This window comes from Rickettsiales bacterium, assembly GCA_035765535.1.
Taxonomy (GTDB): Bacteria; Pseudomonadota; Alphaproteobacteria; order Rickettsiales; family JABCZZ01; genus JABCZZ01.
In genome coordinates this window covers 223,914-244,558 of record DASTXE010000003.1, presented here as the reverse complement: position 1 = coordinate 244,558, position 20,645 = coordinate 223,914, and the positions used below count along the sequence as shown (strand labels likewise).

Below are 20,645 nucleotides of genomic sequence, written 5' to 3'. Positions count from 1 at the left end.
ATGACCATACCGCTTATTAACCTCGGCAGCACTACCCAAAACGCCAACGGACAGACCGTGCTCAACGGTGTTTCCTCCGGGATGGATACTACCAGCATTATCAATGCCATGGTTGCAGGCCAGACGAAGCAGGTCAAAACCCTCACGGATCAGATTACGACCAATAACAGCCAGGCTACCGCCCTCACCTCTTTGAACCAGCTGCTCACCCAGCTTCAGAAAGACACTAAGGCGCTCAGCCAGCCCCAGAGCCCGGACTCTACCCTCAACGTCTTTGCGTCCGCCACCAGTCAGATCACTTCCAATACTTCGCTGTCGGCCACGAATTACCTGACAGCCAATGTCGCTCCCGGCACGGCCAGCGGAACCTATACGATTTCCGACATATCCTCGATTGCCAAGTCCGAAATTCAGGAAACGGGTGGTTTCACCCTGACCGACACCAGCGGCTCCGTGGTCGCTGCAACCCCCACCGCGGGCATGTTTTCCGCAGGCACCATCACTTTTGCGAGCGGCGCTACGGTGACGCTGACGGCAGGTGAAAGCCTCGCAGATGTCGCCGCCGCCTTCAACGCCGTTACATCCGGCACGAACGGAACCGGCATCAGCGCCAGCATCGTGCAGACCGCCACCGGTTCCGGCACAAATACCTATAAGCTGGTTTTCAACAGCACGAAAACAGGGCTCGCCAATGCTTTTGACTTCAGCACTACCGGCGCAGGTCATACCGTCACGAGCGACCCCAGCGGCGTTCTTTCCAGTGTGACCTATACTGTGGATCAGCCTGCGCAGGATGCCCAGTTCAAATTTAATGGCGTTACCGTTACGCGCTCTACCAATTCCGTCAGTGACCTTGTGAGCGGCGTAACCTTTAACGTATTGCAGGATACCACCAGTCAGGCAGGCGCAAGCTTCACCGTTTCCGTCAGCGCGGATGAGAGCAAGGTGGCAGGTGCCATTCAAAGCTTCGTTAATGACTATAACAGTTTCCTGACCTTTTATGCACAGCAGACGCAGATTGACAGTACAACAAATGCGCCTGCCAGTACGGCGGTTCTGTATTCCGATACGACGCTGCGCAATATCTATAACCAGCTCAGCGCTTATGCCTCTTCCATTGTGTCCGGTCTTTCCAGCGGCAGCCCGGCAAGCCTTAGCGATGTCGGCCTGAATTTTACCGACCAGCCAGCTTCCGGCACGACTCCCGCCATCCCTAACATACTCACCATCGACAGCACGAAGCTCGCTACTGCGATCGATACTAATATGAGCGGCTTGGAAGCGGTTTTTGGCTATGTGGCCACGACTTCCTCGAGCAATCTGGCGGTTTATTCCGAACCGACCGATCCCACCATGAAGAATTTCACGGTGAACGTGGATCAGACAAACGGAGTCTATACAGCTGTTTATACGGACTCCAACAACGTGCAACAGACGGTCAATCTTACCGCCACCACATTGGGTAGCGGCCTGTCACTTAAGGCCCCGTCCGGCAGCGCTTTGAGTGGGCTTGTGTTGATTTATGGCGGCACGGGCGACCAAAGCGGCATTACCGTCAGTGCCACGAATGGCATTGCCAACCAGATGGATAGCCTGCTTACCAGCGCCACCACTGTCAACACCGGCCTGGTTGCGCTGGCTCAAAAGGCCCTTCAGACTAAGAACACATCCACGCAGACGCAGATCACAACGATCAACACACAGATTGACAATACCAAGCAAGCTCTTTTAACTAAATTCAGTGCCCTTGAAGCTGCGATTGCCAGCGCCAACAGTATGTTAAGCTATCTGAACGCGCAGCAATTATCCAACAGCTCAGGCGGTTAACCGGAAGGAGGAGTTTACTATGTCATCATACACGCCGGCGCAGTACCGGGCCTATACAGCTGCTACAGGCACCGTTGCTAAGACGAGACAGCTCGTCATGCTGTATGATGGGATTATCAAATGCCTCAAATATGCGGAAATCGCCGCCCGCGAGAACCGCATTGAAGACCGGTATAATCAACTTATCAAGGCTTCTGAAATTGTGATGGCACTGCAGAGCAGCATCGATTTCGACAAAGGCGGTGATATTGCCGGTATTCTCCATGAATTTTACACGCAGATCGCACGGCGTATCATTTCCGTTAATTTTTTAAAAGATGCGGAAAAAGCGGGGCAGCTCTGTCTGGAGTTGCTCGAAGAAGTAAAACAAATGCGTAATGTATGGGATGATATAGACCGTTCCCTGACGCAAGGAACGCAGCCGAAGCAAGGGGAATCACAGCCTGTTCAACAATCCGCCCCCGCAAAGCCGGAAAGCAAGGACGGCAGCGGCATTACCATCTCCGCCTGAGCGGAACCACTGCCGTACCCCCATTATTGTACTGGTTTGCCCTCTGCCAGGGATTTAACGAGTTCAAATACTCTGCTGCGAACGTTCGGATCGCTTATGCGGTAGTAAGCCCTCATCATTTCCAGCGTTTCGCGACTTGCCATTTTATCGTGCTCAAGCGCTCCTGATTCTTCCGCCCCACCCGCAGCCTGCTGCGGAATATCCAATCCTTCGAAGAAATAAGATACGGGCGTCGTAAGGTATTTAGCAAACTCGTATAAACGGCTTGCCCCCATGCGGTTGATACCGCGCTCATATTTTTGTACCTGCTGGAAGGTGACACCGATTGCCTTACCGATAGTTTCCTGGCTCAGTCCAAGAATGACACGACGCATACGTAATTGTTTTCCTACATGTACATCAACTGGATGGGGCATATCTCACTCTCTCTTAAAATTCATTAATCTTTACAAGGTTCCCTTACGGCATCCCCTGTATAATACCACTAAGGCAGTTAGCAATAAAATTATAGAAATATTTGCTGTTTTCAGCAGAATTCGTATACAAAACGCTTTGGTCGCAACCCAAGCTAGAATGCACATTATACCACACTATCCAAGGTTTGACCAGAGGCAATTAGAAATAGAACATACCGTATAGTATGCAATTCCCTTAGCGGGAAAAAGCCTCATTGTTTCCCTCTTTTGAATTTTTACAAAATTCAGGCGTACTATATGATACGCCGCAATGCCTTTTTGGCACAACCCAAACTGGTTCTCTTTCTGCTTTCTACTATTGCGAGAATAAAAAGTAAATAAATGTTTATTATTTTAATGTATCTTTTTCGGTAAAAACGAATCGATCACACCGCTTTTATCTAACGGCAACGTCATTATGACACGCCCGTAGGCATCGATGACCGCTGAAATGCCCGTATTTGCCGCGCGTATCAACGGCATTTCGTTCTCCACAGCGCGCATTCGCGCCATTTCCAAACTTTGGTAAGGCCCCGAACTGCGGCCAAACCAAGCATCATTCGTAACATTCAGCAACCAGTCCGGTTTATGCGCTTTATCGACCGCCTCGTCAGGAAAAATGCTTTCATAACAAATAAGCGGGCTGAAGGGCGGCACTTTCCCTGCAGCAAGCGTTGCAGGCCCTTTTCCAGCTGAGAAATCCCCATGACCGCCGGAAATATTCTCCAGCGGCAAAATATGGCGCAGCGGAATAAATTCCCCGAACGGCACCAGATGGTGCTTGTCGTACTGCGTCACCACCTGTCCGCTGTGATCTATCACGAAGACGCTATTCCAGGCCAGCCACTCCCCGCCTGCATGCTCCTGCGCGCGAAGTCCTCCCGCCAGAAGCAGCGTTTTTGCGGGCACCAGTTCACCCAGCGTCTGCAGCAGCGGTGTTCCGGGCGTAATATAATCGGGAATAGCAGCTTCCGGCCAGACGACCAGATCAATCCCCTCCAAGCCCGGCGAGCGTGTAAGCTCAGCGTATTTCATGAGAATACCCACTGCTTCCTGCGGGTCCCATTTAGCGCTTTGTGCAATATTTCCCTGTACGATGCGCATACGCACATTGCTGTATTCCGTCGGATGGCGTTCCAGGCGCACTTCGCCCCAGAGAGTGAGTCCCACCACAAGCATAAGCGCTATCAGGTTTGGCAGCAGAGGTTTCTCTTTTTCCACAAATAACGCCGGCACCGAGGCCGCAAATACCGTCAGCCAGCTCAGGCCATACACCCCCATGAGCGATGCCGCCTGCAAAGGTGCTTCCGCTACCGTCCAGACATAGCCGATAAGATTCCAGGGGAAGCCCGTAAACAGATGCGCGCGCGCATATTCACTCAGTATGAACAATGTGGCGAAGACAAGCAAAGCGATATGCGGTTTTTTCAGCTTTGTATCCACCGCTTTAAAGGCGCATGTCACGATGGCGATATAGATCCCCAATACCGAAGGCAGGCCGAAGAGCGTAAAGGGCAAAAGCCAGGCGAATTTATCCGGCTCTACAAAAAGGGAGATGCATATCCAGTAAAGCCCCAGCGTGAAATAGCCCAGCCCCCACCACCAGCCATCCCAGAATGCCCTGCGCAGGCTAACTGCCTTTCTTACCATGAGAAACAGCCCAGCAAAGGAGGGAATCAGCAATGGCAGTGCGTAAACAGGCGGCAACGCAGCGGCTGAAAATGCTCCCAGCACCATCAGAGTTAGATTTCTGCGCCACCCGGTATATGCAGCTATATTCTCCCACATATCACTTCACCAGATTGAGGAATGTGGCCATACGGCCTTCTGCTTCCGCTTTGGCCTGATAACGGGTTCTTACCCAATCTGCAGGCGGTGTATCCCAGTCGGTATGATTATTTGCTTCCCATGTGAATTTCTTGAATGCCAGCAGGTTTTCCAGCATCCATATACCGTAATCCACATGGTCGGTTGCAATGCGCAGACGCCCGCCCGGTTTCAGTTTACGATAAAACAACTCCAGCGAGCCTTGCGAAATGATACGTTTCTTATGGTGACGCGCTTTGGGCCACGGGTCGGGAAACAGCACGAACATACGTTCGATGGATGCATCCGGAAGCTTTTCCAGCAGCAGGCGGGCATCTCCGTCAAAGAGTCGGATATTGGCAATCTTTTCCTTGTCGACCGATGCCAGTAAACTGGCCATGCCGTTGATATAGGGTTCACAGCCGATGAAATTGACATTCGGATTCCATCTTGCCTGCTGTGCCATATGCTCGCCACCGCCAAAACCGATTTCAAACCATAGCGGCTTTTCAGGCTCTGCAAAGAGCTCTGCGGGCGTCAGCGAGGAAGCCGGTTCAGGGATCAGCAGTTTCGGCAATAACGTTTCGAACAGGATGCTGCGGCTTGCACGCAATTTGCGGCCGCGCCGTCTTCCAAACGAGGGCAGTAGCGAATGGGATGATTCCATAGACCTTATACTGCCATGCCGTGCAAGGCTCAGGCAATGCTAAATTATTTCTTGTCCACCATCATGTTGCGGGTCGCAGAAGGCAGCGCTACGCGCAGGCCGTCCAGTTCGTCGCTCATGATAATCTGGCAGCCCAGACGGGAAGTATGGGTCAGGCCGAAAGCGAGATCCAGCATATCTTCTTCGTCCTCGGAAGCTTCTTTCAGCTTATCGTAATAAGCTTTATCCACGACCACGTGGCAGGTGGAACAGGCAAGCGATCCTTCGCATGCGCCTTCCAGCGGAATCTTGTTCTTGTGAGCGATTTCCAGTACGGAAACCCCGTTCGGCGCATCTACCGTCTTCTCGCTTCCGTCCGGGTATACAAACGTCATTTTAGGCATTCAATATCTCCTTGGTTACGCTCTGTTAACAGTAGTTAGGTGATATTGTCAACCTTTACGCCTTTGAGCGCCGAACGGATGGCCCTGTCCATGCGTTTTTCCGCGAATGGACGGCTGACATGGTGCAATTGCTCGCATTCGTAATCGATCCGGTCGCGGTCTTTGCTTTCCATGGCCTGCTCCAGAATGGAAATCTGGCGATTGATATCTGCAACCTCCTGTTCTTCCAGAAGTTCTCCGTCCACGGCAAAGGCTGAGTGTATTTCCTCTATAGAGCGCTTTGCCTCTACTTCCGCTTCGCGCAGCAGGCGTGAGGTTATATCCTCTTTCGCAAACTGCATGCTTTCCAGCAGCATTCTTTCGATTTCCTCTTCCTCCAGCCCATAGGAGGGCTTCACCTGCACGGACTGCTCCACGCCCGTGTTTTCTTCCACCGCGCTTACACTCAGCAGCCCATCCGCATCCACGTTGAAGGTGACTTTCACACGCGCAATGCCAGCAGGCAGATTCGGAATTCCGCTCAGTTCAAACCGGGCTAGCGAGCGATTATGTTCGACCATCTCGCGCTCGCCCTGCACCACATGGATGATCATGCCGGTCTGCCCGTCCTGGTAAGTCGTAAATTCCTGCGAGGCTGATACGGGAATGGCCGTATTGCGGAAAATAACTTTTTCCGTAATCCCGCCCATCGTCTCAAGCCCCAGCGACAGGGGCACCACGTCCAGCAGCAGGTTATCCGAGCCGGAAGTCAGCCCTTCCGCCTGAATTGCCGCGCCGACGGCCACGACTTCATCCGGATTGATATCACTCAGCGGTTCCTGGCCGAATAATTTCTCAATCCGCGCACGCACGTAAGGAATACGCGTCGAACCTCCCACGAGCACCACACCTTTGACATCCTGAGCTTCCAGGCCGGCATCTTCCAGTGCCTGTTCGCAGATATCCAGCGTCTTTTTCACGAAAGGGGCAATCAATGTATTGAATGTCTCTCTTGTGACCGTATGCGTCTTGCCTTCATGCTCCAGCACAGCTTCCTGCGCTTCGCTTAAGCGCTCTTTTGTAGCGCGCGCTTTGGCTAATAAAATTTGCGATGGGACCGCTTGATTGCCAATATTTTCTGCAATTGCCCGGTCGAAATCATCCCCGCCCAACGCAATATCGCCACCGGTCGCCAGCACCTGGAAAATGCCTTTTTCCAGTTTCAGTATTGAAATGTCAAACGTGCCTCCGCCCAGATCGTATACCGCGTAGATACCTTCCGCACCTTTATCGAGCCCGTAAGCGAGCGCGGCAGCGGTCGGTTCATTAATCAGACGTAATACCTCAAGCCCTGCAAGCCTTGCTGCATCCTTCGTGGCCTGGCGCGCCGCATCGTCAAAGTAAGCAGGTACGGTAATCACGGCCTGCGTAACGTCCTGCCCCAGCGCAGTTTCCGCCAGCTTTTTCATATGACGCAGGATATCGGCGGAAACCTCCACGGGCGTAAGCGTCCGGGAATCAACGGTAAAGCGGAACACCCCCTCACCCTGATCGGCCTGAGGATAGGGAAATGCTATTTTTCTGGCATCTGCGGCGCTACGCCCCATCAGGCGCTTAATGGAAGCAACGACGTTGTCTGCACCCTCATGCAGTCGCCCGACGGCTTCCTTGCCGACTTTTACTTCTCCATTGCTGCCATAATGCACGACAGAGGGCACCAGCGCACCGCCGCACAGATCACGCAGCACGGTCGCCTGCCCTTCGCTTGCCATAGCAACAACGGAATGGGTAGTTCCAAGGTCAATACCAACCGCAGCGCCTTGCGCATGCGGATCAGGCGTCTGACCGGGTTCGTGGATTTGCAACAGGCTCATTACAGGTGGCTACGCAGAAACCAGGCGGCTTTTTCATGTTCCTGCAAGCGGCGGATCAGCAGATCTGCAGTGCCTTCGTCCCCTGCCTTCTGGACGATTGCAAGCTTCTCACGCACTGCGCGGGTTACGGCCTCATGCGCAGCCGCAAGATTATACACCATCCCCTGCCAGCCATCCGGAAGGTACTTGTCTTCCTTCAGCGAGGTAAGGTCGAGGAAACCGGCCAGCGTGCCAGGCGTATTATGGCCCAGGGCGCGGATACGCTCTGCCACTTCATCCACGGCAGCAGCCAGTTCGTCATATTGCGTACCGAACAGCGTATGCAGCGCCTGGAAGTTTTCACCCGTAACATTCCAATGATAATACTGCGTCTTAACCTGCAGGGTGTAAGTATCGGCCAGCACCTGCGCAAGTGCCGCTGCCACGTCTTTACGCGCTTTGGTTCCCAGTCCGATATCGATATCGAGACTGGCCTGCTTCTGTTTTATCTTGGCAACTGCCATAAAATACCTCCTGCATGCCCTCGTTAATAATTTGACAAACTATATAACAAACCATAGCGTTTGACAATTGCCATTGCTTGCACCAATTTGATAAGAAATCCATATGTCTAAGGCATATCATACCCATAGCGGCACCAGCTTCGTCGAGGCTCTCAAAGAGTATTCCTCTTCCATTCTCTATGAACCGAGCATGGAAATTCAGATTTTCCTGTCGCTGCTTTCGATCGTGCTGGCATTTCCCGCCTCCATGCTGATCCGCCGCATTGCACGACGCAAGCTGCAGAACAGCGTTAAATACGGCAATCTGGTCAACAATATCCTGGCCTATATTACCCTGCCCAGCGTGGTTATATTCAACCTGGTCGCGTCCGGCTGGATTATGCAGGTCGTCATTCCTGCAGCTCAGACCCACCATATTATCACGAGCGTCACCCGTATCGCGCTGGTCTGGTTTATCGCGCGTGTATTACTGCTGCTCGCGCATGAGCATTTTATCGCCTACTTTGTCAGCTTCATCATGCTGATGCTGACGCTGCTCAGCGTAACCGGGTTGCTGGCCCCAACGCTGGAATCGCTCGGTGATGTCTCATTCGAGATGGGCAAAATCCAGATTACCCTGCTCGATATTATTAAGGGACTTTTCACACTGGTTATCCTGTTCTGGGGTGCCGGTGTCGTCTCCAAAACGGGTGAGAACTGGCTGCGGCGCTCCCATTTAAGTTTCAATGCACGCGAACTTGCCATCAAGTTCCTGCGCATCACGCTTTATTTCCTTGCCTTCGTATTCACCCTGACCCAGATGGGGGTCGACCTGACGGCGCTTACCGTATTCGGCGGCGCGGTTGCCGTAGGTCTGGGTTTCGGCTTGCAGAAAATCACTTCCAACTTCTTAAGCGGACTGGTTCTATTGTTTGAAAAAGCCATTGAAGCAGGCGACCTTATCGAGATCGGGCAGGAAAAAGGCTGGGTGCGCGAAATGGCTATCCGCCATACTTTGATCGAAACGTTCGACGGCCGTGAAGTGCTTATTCCGAATGAAGACCTTGTCATCGGTAAGGTAACAAACTGGACTTACACCAATACCCGCGCACGTATCGAAATACTTCTCACTGTTACCTATGATACAGATGTAGACCTGGCGCGTAAAATTCTAGTCGAAGCCGCCAAGGAACATCGCATGTGCATATCTGAGCCGCCGCCGCAGGCTAACTTACGCGAATTTAACGAACGCGGTATTCAGATCGTGCTCGTATTCTGGATCCCCGATGTCACGCAAGGTATGGTTTCCACCCGCAGCGATGTGATGATTAACATCGTACGCGCCTTCCGTGACGTAGGTATCAAATTTGCTGAAGGTGTATCGCTTCATAAATAGCAGCCGCTATTCTTTGCGCTCTTTAACTGCGGCCGGGCTCACCGGGAGTCGCACCGCTTTTACCTGCCAGAACGCTTTCTCTATGGCCCATCTGCTGTTGCTCTGCAGCTTTGTCAAACCACGGATTCTTACTGTTCAGTGTCTCTATTTCGTGATGCAGGCGTTCGATAATCTGCGTCTTCGTTTCCTTTATTTCCGGGCGATGCCCCAGAAATTCCGCTGTATCCTGCAATACCGCTTCACGGACTTTTTCCGGCTGATGGCTCAATACCTGTGCGGCCATTCCATATACATCATTAATCAGCGCATCATCTTGCGCATTGCTCCTGCCGGTTTTCTTGGAAATGGAGAAAAGTGAGTTGGCCAGTACCATCGCGCTGATTCCCGCCAGATCCCATTTGTAATTCGGCGTACCGCCTTCCAGCCCTTTATGGTATTTATTGCGTTCCTCAAACGCGCCGACAGTGCTGAGCGCATTATGGATCAGACCGGCACCGCCCGCCAGCAGCAAGGGCTGCGACTGAATCTTCATGGATATTTTCTTCAGCACACCCGCGTCCTGCTGTTCTTCTTCACTGAATTTCTTTTCGCGAACCAGCAGGGATGCCAGCCACCCCGTTACAATTACGGCACCTGCCGCCTGCTTGCGGGGATTCTGCTGCTTCCGGCCCGCATTAAAATAAAATGCTCCTCCGACCACTTCCGCCAGGATTTTAAAAGTATTGATATGTTCATGTGCGAATTCATTGATGCGCTCCAGAAATCCACCCGGCCTTGCCATAGTTTCTGCATTCAAAGCACTTTCCGCCGGAACCTCAACGCCGTGACGGTCGAGATGTTTCCTGAGCTTCTTCAGCATTCCATCAAACTGCCTGCGATCGCTATGACCACCCAACGCCATAAAGGCGGCGTCACCGGCACCGAACGCAATCCCCGTTCCCATCTGCGAGAGATCATTGCCGCGTTTAACACCCGACATCATGAACAACACGTCGCCAATCAGGTATAGCACCCCGGACAGGCGCATACTGTCATGCTTGATAGAGGCGGCGGAAAAGGAGCGCTCCGTTTCAGGCGGCGCATTCGAACTCATTGCTGGCTGGCCCTGTGCGTAACCACCGCGCTGCAGCAGGTTCAGCAAGTCATCTTCATTCTGGAGTCCGGCCAGGCGTAATACGGGTTTATCCTGCCTGGTATCAGGCGAGAGGGACCAGCCCTGTCCCCGGAATATCTGGCGCAATTGATGGAGGTTACCGGCATTTTCATTGGCGTAAATATAGGCGGTTACCCCACCGTGATCCTTGCGAATATCCACCTGCGCAATATCGCCGCTTTCAGCCCATTTATAGCTTGTGATATTACCCTGCTGCGCCATGTCTATTCTATCTTCCGGATTCTTCTTTGTTATAGCACATATTTATTGCAGAATTATTACAAATCCCGCCAAAACGCCGTTTTTCGTGATTCATGCCCGCGGATGGGCCTTATTGTAAGCTGAAAGCAGCCGTTCATGGTCTACTTTGGTATAACGCTGCGTGGTGGAAAGATCGGCATGGCCGAGCAGTTCCTGAATCGTACGCAGGTCGCCGCCGCCTGCCAGCAGATGGGTCGCAAAACTATGGCGGAAGGCATGCGGACTGGCGGAATCCGGCAGCCCAAGACTTGCGCGCAAGGAGCGGATTTCTTTCTGGAACAATTCCGGCCTGAGCGCACCGCCGCGAACACCGCGGAATAACGGCTCGTCATTTGCCAGCATGTGCGGGCATGTTTTCTTATATTCCGCAATAGCCTGATGTATCTGCGGCAGCACCGGCACGAGCCGCTGCTTTTTGCCTTTTCCGGTGACCGTCATGGTGGATACCCCTGCCGGAATATCCGCCGGGGTGAGCGAAAGCGCCTCGCTGATACGCAGCCCGCAGCCATAGATCAGTGTCAGCAATGCAACATCCCGCATCTGCACCCAGTGCTCTTTGTGATCCCCCCCCACTGCATCCAGCGCTTCCATTGCCTGTTCCTGAGGCAGCGCCTTGGGCAGCGATTTGGGCAGTTTGGGGGTACGCACATGGAAGATTGCCGGGTTCTCAAGGATTGCCTGCTTTTCCAGATAGCGGAAGAAGCTGCGAACGACCGATAAAGCCCGTGCCGTGGAGGTATTAGTGTATTTCTCGCCATGGCGGGCTGCCAGCCAGCTGCGCATATCGCGCAATCCCAATGATGACAGGGTGGCCATGCTGACTTCACCGCCTGTGTGGCGGCTGAAAAACGCCATGAATTGCCGCAGATCGGTTTCATAGGCGACAATCGTATGCGCGGAATACGCCTTATTATGCGCAAGCCATTCCAGCCATTTCGCCACTTCACCGCGCACGTTTTCGTCGGCAAGCAGAAGGCTATGCTGCGCCTGTTCTTCCATCAGCGCACTACCTGAACTTTTTTACGGTCCTTATCGACAGCAACGTAAACCAGCCTGCCTTCCGTTACCTTAAGACGTTCACCGCTTTCCCTGCGGTCTACGAAAATATCCACCTTGATGGTAATGCTTGTATTGCCCACTTTTTCAACGTCGGCGATACATTCAAGGCAATCGCCAATAAAAACTGGCAGATGGAATTTCACATTATCCATGGCAACCGTGACCACGCGCGTCTTTGCAATCCGGCGGGCAGGCACAGCGCCCGCAATATCCATCATGCTTAATATCCAGCCGCCGAATACATCCCCGTCCGGGTTGGCGTCTTTAGGCATAGCCACGATACGAATAACCGATTCCGTCATATAAAACAGCCTATTATTTATGGATTTATTGTTAGTATAAGCTCGCAATTCCCCTGTTGCAAGGTGCGGATTTAGGTGTTGCATATATTACAATATAAGATAGTATAATACAAAATTGTACATCCTTCTATGAGCAAATCTATTCTCTTAATTATCACGGGCAGCATCGCCGCATACAAGGCGCTCGACGTGATCCGACGGTTACGCGAGCACAATGTACGTGTGACCTGTATCCTGACCAAAGGCGGAGCGGAATTCGTCACTCCGCTTTCCGTTGCTGCACTATCGGGCGAGGCCGTTTATAGCGATCTGTTCTCGCTGAAGGATGAGCATGAAATGGGTCATATCCGTCTTTCGCGTGAACACGACCTTGTTGCCGTGCTGCCTGCGAGTGCGGACATTATTGCTAAAATGGCGAACGGCTTGGCGGACGATCTGGCAACCACCACCCTGCTTGCTACGGACAAGCCTGTCGTTATCGCTCCGGCCATGAACAGCCGTATGTGGGAACACCCCGCAACGAAGCGCAATCTTACGCAGCTACGCAAGGACGGTATCAGTATCATTGAACCGGCGAGCGGCAATCTCGCCTGCGGTGAAGTAGGCGAAGGAAGACTGGCTGATCCTGAAGTTATCGCACAGCGTCTTATCACTTTGCTGGAAGGTAAAAAGCCGCTGCAAGGTTTGCGTGCTTTTGTTACCAGCGGCCCTACTTATGAACCGATCGATCCGGTGCGTTTCATCGGCAACCGTTCTTCCGGCAAGCAGGGTAACGCTATTGCAAAAGCGCTGCATGAAGCTGGCGCGACAGTCACGCTTATCAGCGGTCCGGCTTCGGAGCATCTGCCGAAAGAATTCGACGTCGTGCGCGTGCAGACGGCGCAGGAAATGCTGGATGCCTGCAAAGCAGCATTACCTTCCGATATTGCCGTGTTCTGCGCAGCGGTCGCAGACTGGCATGTTGCGAAGCCGTTTGAGCAGAAGCTTAAAAAGCGTGCCAATGGCACGGCGCCTGCGATCGAGTTAGCACTGAATCCGGATCTGCTGCAGCATTTCTCCACGCTTAAGCGCCAGCGTCCGAAGCTGGTTGTGGGATTCGCCGCTGAAACGGAAGCGCTGGAAAAGCACGCGCGAGAAAAACTCAAGCGCAAGGGTTGCGACTGGATCATCGCGAACGATGTCTCGGAAGGCAAAGTCTTCGGCTGCGAGGAAACCAGCGCGCTGTTCCTTAACGCAAAACAGAAAGAAATATGGGACGCTGTCAGCAAGCAGGAGCTTGCAAGGCGTCTGGTACAGAAAATCACCCAGCATTTTGGAGAACGCAAAGCATGAATATCGACATTACCTTACTGCCGCACGCACAAGACCTGCCGCTGCCGCATTACGCTACGGAACACAGCGCCGGAATGGATTTGCTCGCCGCTGTTGATGCGGATGTAACGATTGCTCCGCAGCGTTATACCCTCATCAAAACCGGCATCGCCATTGCCCTGCCGGAAGGATATGAAGCACAAGTAAGACCGCGTTCCGGCCTCGCGCTGAAACACGGCGTTACGGTGCTCAATTCTCCCGGCACGGTCGATGCGGATTACCGCGGCGAAGTCGGCGTCATCCTTATCAATCACGGCAGCGAACCGTTTGTAGTCACGCGCGGCATGCGCATCGCACAGATGATTATCGCGCCCTACACACGCGCCACATGGCAGCAGGTGGAAACGCTTGCGGAAAGTGCACGCGGCACGGGCGGGTTTGGCTCCACAGGCACGAAGGTGAAACAGAGCGCATGATCCAGTTACCTAAAAAACTTTTCTACGCATTGGAAGCCGTGCTCTATATCGCCTATAATGGTGCGCATACCTGCGTCAGCAGCAAAGAGATCGCGCAGAAGCAGAATATGCCGCCACGCTATCTCGAACAGATCATGCAACGCCTGGTGCGCGAAGGCGTACTGAAAGGTGTGCGCGGCCCGAACGGTGGCTATCTGCTCGCACGCGAAAAACGCAGGATTACACTGGCAGACATCGCTAAGGCTGTCGGTGAGGAAGAAGATATTCCGTCTTCCACTCCACTGGGTGACAAGGTGATCTTGCCCGTTGTCAAATCGCTGCAGCAGCATATTGCCGAGCAGATGGCTGAGATCACCATCAACGATCTCTATCAGCAGGCCGGAACGCTTAATATCCGCAAAGCCAGCGATGAGAGAAACGATTTTGAGATTTGAGTTTTTGTTGCCAGGGGGCGAGTGCATCGCCCCCTACGGCTTCGCCTACCCCCTCTAAAGGGGTCGTCGCTTCGCTCCTCCGCGTATCCTCGTGAGATAGAGCGTAGCTTTTACACTAACAAGCAAAGGAGTATGTTATGACTGCCACCGCACTGAAAAACGAACCGGCTAAGCTCGACGAACCGGGCCGCGGCCGTATATATGAAAACATCGTCGCCACTGTCGGCAACACACCGCTGGTGCGCCTGAACCGCCTGGCGAAGGAAGAAGGCGTAGTTGCCGATATCGCCGTGAAGCTTGAATTCTTCAATCCGCTTTCCTCCGTGAAAGACCGTATTGCGCTTTCGATGGTGGAAGCAGCGGAAGCTTCCGGCAAGCTCAAGGCTGATTCCGTACTCGTGGAGCCGACCTCGGGCAATACCGGTATCGCGCTGGCATTTGTCTGCGCTGCCAAAGGTTACAAGCTGATTCTCACGATGCCGGAAAGCATGTCAATGGAGCGCCGCAAGATGCTTAAATTCCTCGGCGCTGAGGTAGAGCTTACGCCTGCCGCAAAAGGTATGCGCGGTTCCATTGAACGCGCGGAAGAGATCGTCGCGAATAATCCCAACGCGCTGATGCTCCAGCAGTTCAAGAACCCGGCCAACCCGGAAATCCACCGCCGCACCACGGCGCTCGAAGTCTGGAACGATACGGACGGCAAAGTGGATGTGTTTGTCAGTGGCGTAGGCACGGGCGGAACCATCACAGGCACCGCGCAGGTGTTGAAGCAGAAAAAACCGGGTATAAAAATCATTGCGGTTGAACCTGAGGACAGCCCTGTACTCTCCGGCGGAAAACCCGGCCCGCATAAAATTCAGGGTATAGGTGCCGGTTTCATCCCGGATATTCTGGATAAGAGCCTGATCGACGAAGTACTCACCATCGGCAATGAAACCTCGTTCGCCACTTCCCGCAAAGTGGCCAAGTATGAAGGTATTCCGGTCGGCATTTCTTCCGGCGCGACCATCGCCGCTGCGATTGAAGTCGGCAAACGTCCGGAGATGAAAGGCAAGCTGATTGTCGTCATCGCCGCATCAAGCGCAGAACGTTACCTCTCGACGGATCTGTTTGCAGAATAATTTGTATAATCGCTCCCGCAAAGGTCTCCTGGCCTTTGCGATGAGCCTAACACCTTCGGTGACTAAAGGGCGCGGCCTGCTGACCGCGCTCTTTTTCTATTGCTTCTATAGAGTGGGTAGCAGCTATCCCAACATCTTCTTTATAGCCAGCAGGTCCTGCCAGGTAATGCGTTTGGTCGCGGGCTGGCGAAGCAGGTAGGACGGATGATAGATGATCGAGACCTTATATTCCTTATCCGCGTAAGGCGTTCTGTAGGTATAATTCTTGCCGCGCAGGCGTGTAATACCCTGCTCTGTCCCAAGCACTGCCTTTGCCGCCACACCGCCTACCAGCACGATTAATTCCGGGTCGATCAGCGCCACGTGTTTTTCCAGGAACGGTTTGCACGTTGCGAGTTCTTCCACACTTGGCTGGCGATTGCCCGGCGGACGCCAGAACAGCGTGTTTGTAATGTAGTAGTTCGTACGGTCATAACCGATCGCAGCGAGCATCTTATCGAGCAATTTGCCGCTCACGCCGCAGAACGGAATGCCCTGCCTGTCCTCATCCGCTCCGGGCGCTTCGCCTATCAGCATCAGTTTCGATTCGGGATTGCCGTCGCCGAAAACCGTTTTATTCGCGGTCTTCTTGATCGAGCAGCCTTCAAAGGCCGTCACGGCTGCTCTCAACTCTTCCAGCGTCTGCGCACCGTCCGCCAGCGTGCGCGCTTCAGCAATGCTTGCCGCCTGCGAATGATGCACGGCTGATGCGGGAGCGGGCGCTTCCATCTGCTGCCGCCAGTCCGGCATGACAGGAGCATCTTCATGGGCAGATGCCGCCGCGGACGGCGCAGGCATCGTGAATGTTTCTGCTGCTGCAACAGCGGTGAAATAATTGCGTGGTTCATCTTCCGAGAGGTCTTCCACCCCTGCGTCAATGTACCATTGCAATATTTCAATCGGCTGCTGTTGCATCATACGATAAACGACGCTTCCGTTCTTTTTCTAATCTCATCCACATTCACATCCGGCGCCACTTCCACCAGTCTTAAGCCATCCTTGTCGATCACAAAGACGCCTAATTCGGTGATGATCATATCCACCACATTCACGCCCGTCAGCGGCAGAGAGCATTTCTTGACAAGTTTTGCGCTGCCGTCCTTCGCATTATGCTCCATCAATACGATAATCTTTTTTACGCCGGCGACAAGATCCATCGCGCCGCCCATGCCTTTGACCATTTTGCCCGGCACCATCCAGTTCGCCAAGTCGCCATCTTCGGAAACCTGCAGCGCGCCCAGAATACTCAGATCGATATGCCCGCCGCGAATCATGCTGAACGAAGTGGCACTGTCGAAATAGCTGCTGTCCGGCAGTTCACTCACTGTCTGCTTGCCCGCATTGATCAGGTCGGGGTCGACTTCAGCTTCCGTCGGAAACGGGCCCATGCCGAGCATGCCGTTTTCGCTTTGCAGGATGACCTTCATCCCCGCAGGCACGAAGTTCGCCACGAGCGTGGGCATGCCGATACCCAGATTCACATAAGCGCCGTCATAAAGTTCTTTGGACGCCCGTTTGCACATTTCATCGCGTGACCACATATCAGCTCCTCACCGTCCTGTTTTCGATGCGTTTTTCATAATGCGTGCCGACGAAAATACGCTGCACGAAAATGCCCGGCGTATGGATGTTGTCGGAGTCCAATTCACCATCTTCCACCAGTTCTTCCACCTCGGCCACGGTGATCTTGCCTGCCATCGCCATGATGGGGTTGAAGTTGCGCGCGGTCTTGCGGAAGATGAGATTGCCGGAACGGTCCGATTTCCAGGCTTTCACAATCGCAAGTTCAGCCCTCAGACCCGTTTCCATTACATAATGCTCGCCGTTGAATTCGCGCGTTTCTTTACCTTCCGCAACCACGGTGCCATAGCCCGTCTTCGTGTAGAAAGCCGGAATGCCTGCACCGCCAGCGCGGATGCGCTCCGCCAGCGTGCCCTGCGGATTGAACTCCAATTCCAGCTCGCCGGAGAGAAACTGCTTTTCAAATGTTTTATTTTCGCCGACATAAGACGAGACCATTTTCGAGATCTGGCGCGTCTTGAGCAACAGGCCGAGACCGAAATCGTCTACACCGCAATTGTTGCTGATGATTTTCAGGTCTTTGACGCCCGATTCACGGATCGCCAGGATACAATGTTCGGGAATGCCGCATAGGCCGAATCCGCCGGACATAATCGTCATGCCGTCTGACAGCAGACCGTCCAGCGCAGATTTCGCATCAGGATACAGTTTGTTCACAGTATTTTCTCCACTCAGAGCGTATAAAAAAGTCGCGCCAGAATACTATCGGATCGGCCTTTTTCGCAAGCAGAGATTGTCATGTAACCAGGGGGCGAGTGCTGTTGCTAGAACCCTGCCGGGCGTTCCATATTGGTCGTGATGGCCATGACCTTGAACAAGGTGCCCATCTTGGTGGGTGAAACGAGGCGCTCCACTCCGGCAAGCACGTTCTTCTGTTGCTCCGGATTAAGATGGCGGCATAAAGCGGCTGCACGCAATTCCGCACCCAGTCTTTTGAGAAATTGCCCCTGCCCTGTTATTTCGCTAACGCAGGCTCCCGTTTCCATTGCTGCGTTACGTAGCGCTGTAAAATCGACATGCGCCGTCAGGTCTGCTTCCCCCGGAGTTTCGAGCGCAGAGATATACTGATGATTCTTCACAGCCTGCAATGTATCCGCGTGCGTTGTGCCTGTGTACCCGTAATCAACGATCAGCGCAGCACCGCCGAAACGCGCTATATGGCTTGCAATATGACGAATGATATCGAGTGAGAGCGGGGAATCTTCGTATGTCACTTCACCTTCCGGTGTGAAGCGCAAGCCTTCTTCCGTATATTCCACCATGCGCTCCTGTTCGCCTACAAACTGGCGGATCGGCAGCGCGTCGAAAAACTCGTTTGCGACAAAGAACAGCGGCAGTTCAGGCAGGTTATCAAGATTGTCCTGCCAGCGTATGCGCTTGTGTGCATGACGCAGCGTGCGCTCCTGTATCTCACGCAGTACAGGGCTTGCTTCCACCATCATCACGTCCGTGCATTCGTGCAGGCCGGAATGACGCGTGACGCGCAATATATCTTTCATCAGCGTTCCGCGGCCCGGCCCTGCTTCGCAGATAATGGATTGCGAGGCACTTTCATTCTGCCACATATCCTGCAACCATGCGCCGATCAGCTCACCGAACACCTGACTGATTTCCGGTGCGGTGATAAAGTCCCCGTCTTTGCCGAAGGGATCACGCGAGCTATAGTAATGCGACACGCACAGCTCCATATAGCGCTCGACCGTGAGTGCGCCTTCCGACCTTATGAAATCAAAGAGCGTTTCGCTTGCTTCCATAGAAAAAGACAAGGTAAAGGCCAAGAAGAAGCATGGGCAGGCTGAGCAACTGGCCCATGGTGATAAAGCTCGGCAGAAAATGGATGAAAGAGTCCGGCTCACGGAACAACTCGCAGGTGCTGCGGGCAATGCTGTAGCCGATCAGAAACAGGCCGCTCAGCAACCCGGTGCGTTTGGGTGCTTTTGTGCAGAATGCCGCAAAGCATAAGATGAGGAATAATACGATTCCTTCAAGCGTCGCTTCGTATAACTGACTCGGGTGGCGCGGCAGGCCATCACTGTCGGGGAAGATCATTCCAAACTGGCTATTCGTCACACGTCCATAAAGTTCGCCGTTGACGAAATTTGCGATGCGCCCGAAGAACAGGCCAATAGGCGCTACGACCGCCAGCATGTCCATCAGCCGCATATAGGAGACCTTGAAGCTGCGGCAGAACAGGTACATCGCGACCAGCATGCCGATCAGCCCGCCATGGAACGACATCCCGCCATGCCATACCATGAACGCTTCCAGCGGATTCTGGAAATAATAATCGGGTTTGTAGAACAGCACATAGCCGAGCCTGCCGCCCAGGATAATGCCCATGACCGCCCAGATCATGATATCGTCATAAGCCGCCGTATTCAGCACGCGTGGCTCCGAACGCTGGTTCAGCCTGCCCACCAGTCCCCAGCCGAGCAGCACCCCCGCCAGATAGGCCAGCGCGTACCATCTGATCACAAGCGGTCCAAGCTGCAGCGCCACCGGGGAAATATGCGGGTAAGCCAGCATTACAGGTACGGGTCCTCTTTCATCAGGTAATTCTGCACATAGTCGCGGATACCGTCTTCAAGCGACGTGAACGGCGCATTATATCCGGCCTGGCGCAGGCGATCCATTTTCGCTTCAGTGAAATACTGGTATTTACCGCGCAGTATTTCCGGCATGTCGATATATTCGATCTGCGGCTCGCGCCCCAGTGCTGCAAAGATACCGCGTGCAAGATCGTCGAAGCTGCGCGCCTTGCCTGTGCCGACATTGAAAAGCCCGGACACTTTGGGGTTATCCAGCAGCCATGTCACTACGTCCACGCAATCGCGCACGTAAATAAAGTCACGCATCTGGCCGCCGTCGCGGTAATCAGGGTGGTATGACTTGAACAATGTTGCGGATTTCCCGGCCTGCACGCCCGGAAATTTTGTTGCAACGACGCTTTTCTGGCCTTCTTTATGGTATTCGTTAGGGCCGTAGACATTGAAGAATTTCAGCCCTGCATATTGCGGCGGCAGATTCTCGCCCATTTCGACGGACTGCGCGATATAGCGGTCCACCAAATGCTTGCTCCAGCCATACGGATTGAGCGGGCGGAGTTTATTCAGATGCGCGAGCGAGAAATCATCGTCGAAACCCAAAGTACCGTCGCCATATGTCGCAGCGGAGGAGGCATAAATGAAGCGCTTGGAGTTTTCAGCACACCAGCGGAACAAAAGCGTGGAAAGGGTCTGATTGTTTTCCAGAATGAGATCGACATTGGTTTCCGTGGTAGAGGAAATCGCGCCCATATGGATCACGGCGTCAAGCGATCCGGCATACATTTCCAGCCAGTAGAACAGATTGCCCGGCGGGATGATTTCATACACGCTTGCATTGCGCAGATTGCGCCATTTATCGTCACTGCCTAGCGCGTCGCATATCACAACACGGTGCGTACCGCGCGCGCAGAGTTTTGCGGCAATATTGGAGCCGATGAACCCTGCACCGCCGGTTATCAATATGGTCTGCATGATCATGACC

At 53.4% G+C, this 20,645-nt stretch carries 22 protein-coding genes; 7 read left to right on the top strand and 15 right to left on the bottom strand.

The features are described 5' to 3' along the window. Both fliD and VFT64_04135 read left to right on the top strand, forming a co-directional pair. Positions 1–1,827, top strand: a complete 1,827-nt coding sequence (gene fliD, locus VFT64_04140) for a flagellar filament capping protein FliD (protein HEU5047014.1) — start codon at positions 1–3, stop codon at positions 1,825–1,827. Between the two features lie 19 nt (positions 1,828–1,846). Further along, on the top strand, positions 1,847–2,338 hold the full coding sequence (locus VFT64_04135; protein HEU5047013.1) for a flagellar export chaperone FliS: 492 nt from the start codon (positions 1,847–1,849) through the stop codon (positions 2,336–2,338). Positions 2,339–2,361: 23 nt separating this feature from the next. Here the strand turns inward: VFT64_04135 and VFT64_04130 are convergent, their stop codons facing one another. The 6 genes from VFT64_04130 to VFT64_04105 all read right to left on the bottom strand — a co-directional run bounded on the left by VFT64_04130 (position 2,362) and on the right by VFT64_04105 (position 8,005). Next, entirely contained in the window at positions 2,362–2,754 is a 393-nt protein-coding gene (locus tag VFT64_04130; protein HEU5047012.1) for a helix-turn-helix transcriptional regulator, read from the bottom strand. A gap of 393 nt (positions 2,755–3,147) precedes the next feature. Continuing rightward, the gene (gene lnt, locus VFT64_04125) at positions 3,148–4,581 is read right to left on the bottom strand and encodes an apolipoprotein N-acyltransferase (GenBank protein ID HEU5047011.1); all 1,434 of its coding nucleotides are present in this window, start codon (positions 4,579–4,581) and stop codon (positions 3,148–3,150) included. A gap of 1 nt (position 4,582) precedes the next feature. Continuing rightward, positions 4,583–5,266: a tRNA (guanosine(46)-N7)-methyltransferase TrmB gene (gene trmB, locus VFT64_04120; protein ID HEU5047010.1), complete on the bottom strand. Its 684-nt coding sequence runs from the start codon at positions 5,264–5,266 to the stop codon at positions 4,583–4,585. A gap of 44 nt (positions 5,267–5,310) precedes the next feature. Continuing rightward, a complete protein-coding gene (locus tag VFT64_04115) occupies positions 5,311–5,649 on the bottom strand; it encodes a ferredoxin family 2Fe-2S iron-sulfur cluster binding protein (GenBank protein HEU5047009.1) in 339 nt (112 codons plus the stop codon). 35 nt (positions 5,650–5,684) lie between these two features. Beyond that, the gene (gene hscA, locus VFT64_04110) at positions 5,685–7,502 is read right to left on the bottom strand and encodes a Fe-S protein assembly chaperone HscA (GenBank protein ID HEU5047008.1); all 1,818 of its coding nucleotides are present in this window, start codon (positions 7,500–7,502) and stop codon (positions 5,685–5,687) included. Continuing rightward, positions 7,502–8,005: a DNA starvation/stationary phase protection protein gene (locus VFT64_04105; GenBank protein HEU5047007.1), complete on the bottom strand. Its 504-nt coding sequence runs from the start codon at positions 8,003–8,005 to the stop codon at positions 7,502–7,504. Before VFT64_04105 ends, hscA begins: the two co-directional genes overlap by 1 nt. A 103-nt stretch (positions 8,006–8,108) precedes the next feature. Between VFT64_04105 and VFT64_04100 the strand changes: the two genes are divergently transcribed. Continuing rightward, positions 8,109–9,380 (top strand): mechanosensitive ion channel domain-containing protein, encoded by a 1,272-nt coding sequence (locus VFT64_04100; GenBank protein HEU5047006.1) that lies wholly within the window; start codon positions 8,109–8,111, stop codon positions 9,378–9,380. A 22-nt stretch (positions 9,381–9,402) separates the two neighbouring features. On the opposite strand, the gene VFT64_04095 is transcribed toward VFT64_04100, so the two are convergent. The 3 genes from VFT64_04095 to VFT64_04085 form a co-directional block, all read right to left on the bottom strand. Then, a complete protein-coding gene (locus VFT64_04095; protein ID HEU5047005.1) occupies positions 9,403–10,755 on the bottom strand; it encodes a hypothetical protein in 1,353 nt (450 codons plus the stop codon). Between the two features lie 90 nt (positions 10,756–10,845). Further along, positions 10,846–11,793: a tyrosine recombinase XerC gene (locus VFT64_04090; protein HEU5047004.1), complete on the bottom strand. Its 948-nt coding sequence runs from the start codon at positions 11,791–11,793 to the stop codon at positions 10,846–10,848. Then, positions 11,793–12,155 carry an acyl-CoA thioesterase gene (locus VFT64_04085; protein ID HEU5047003.1) on the bottom strand — a complete coding sequence of 121 codons (363 nt, stop codon included), beginning with the start codon at positions 12,153–12,155 and terminating at the stop codon, positions 11,793–11,795. The genes VFT64_04090 and VFT64_04085 overlap by 1 nt, the downstream gene beginning before the upstream one ends. 129 nt (positions 12,156–12,284) lie before the next feature. Between VFT64_04085 and coaBC the strand changes: the two genes are divergently transcribed. From coaBC to cysK, 4 genes are all read left to right on the top strand, one after another. Next, entirely contained in the window at positions 12,285–13,487 is a 1,203-nt protein-coding gene (gene coaBC / locus VFT64_04080; GenBank protein ID HEU5047002.1) for a bifunctional phosphopantothenoylcysteine decarboxylase/phosphopantothenate--cysteine ligase CoaBC, read from the top strand. Then, positions 13,484–13,942, top strand: a complete 459-nt coding sequence (dut, locus tag VFT64_04075) for a dUTP diphosphatase (GenBank protein ID HEU5047001.1) — start codon at positions 13,484–13,486, stop codon at positions 13,940–13,942. Before coaBC ends, dut begins: the two co-directional genes overlap by 4 nt. Continuing rightward, positions 13,939–14,376 (top strand): Rrf2 family transcriptional regulator, encoded by a 438-nt coding sequence (locus VFT64_04070; protein ID HEU5047000.1) that lies wholly within the window; start codon positions 13,939–13,941, stop codon positions 14,374–14,376. Before dut ends, VFT64_04070 begins: the two co-directional genes overlap by 4 nt. 137 nt (positions 14,377–14,513) lie before the next feature. Further along, positions 14,514–15,497, top strand: a complete 984-nt coding sequence (gene cysK, locus VFT64_04065; GenBank protein HEU5046999.1) for a cysteine synthase A — start codon at positions 14,514–14,516, stop codon at positions 15,495–15,497. A gap of 123 nt (positions 15,498–15,620) precedes the next feature. Here the strand turns inward: cysK and VFT64_04060 are convergent, their stop codons facing one another. From VFT64_04060 to rfaD, 6 genes are all read right to left on the bottom strand, one after another. Beyond that, positions 15,621–16,454: a uracil-DNA glycosylase gene (locus VFT64_04060; GenBank protein ID HEU5046998.1), complete on the bottom strand. Its 834-nt coding sequence runs from the start codon at positions 16,452–16,454 to the stop codon at positions 15,621–15,623. Then, positions 16,451–17,077 (bottom strand): CoA transferase subunit B, encoded by a 627-nt coding sequence (locus VFT64_04055; protein ID HEU5046997.1) that lies wholly within the window; start codon positions 17,075–17,077, stop codon positions 16,451–16,453. Before VFT64_04055 ends, VFT64_04060 begins: the two co-directional genes overlap by 4 nt. A gap of 1 nt (position 17,078) precedes the next feature. Further along, positions 17,079–17,717 carry a CoA transferase subunit A gene (locus VFT64_04050; GenBank protein HEU5046996.1) on the bottom strand — a complete coding sequence of 213 codons (639 nt, stop codon included), beginning with the start codon at positions 17,715–17,717 and terminating at the stop codon, positions 17,079–17,081. Between the two features lie 164 nt (positions 17,718–17,881). Next, positions 17,882–18,871: an SAM-dependent methyltransferase gene (locus VFT64_04045; GenBank protein HEU5046995.1), complete on the bottom strand. Its 990-nt coding sequence runs from the start codon at positions 18,869–18,871 to the stop codon at positions 17,882–17,884. Next, complete coding sequence (gene lgt, locus VFT64_04040) at positions 18,846–19,640, bottom strand: prolipoprotein diacylglyceryl transferase (GenBank protein HEU5046994.1); 795 nt, start codon at positions 19,638–19,640, stop codon at positions 18,846–18,848. Before lgt ends, VFT64_04045 begins: the two co-directional genes overlap by 26 nt. A 2-nt stretch (positions 19,641–19,642) precedes the next feature. After that, positions 19,643–20,641, bottom strand: a complete 999-nt coding sequence (gene rfaD, locus VFT64_04035; GenBank protein ID HEU5046993.1) for an ADP-glyceromanno-heptose 6-epimerase — start codon at positions 20,639–20,641, stop codon at positions 19,643–19,645. Between the last annotated feature and the right edge of the window lie 4 nt (positions 20,642–20,645).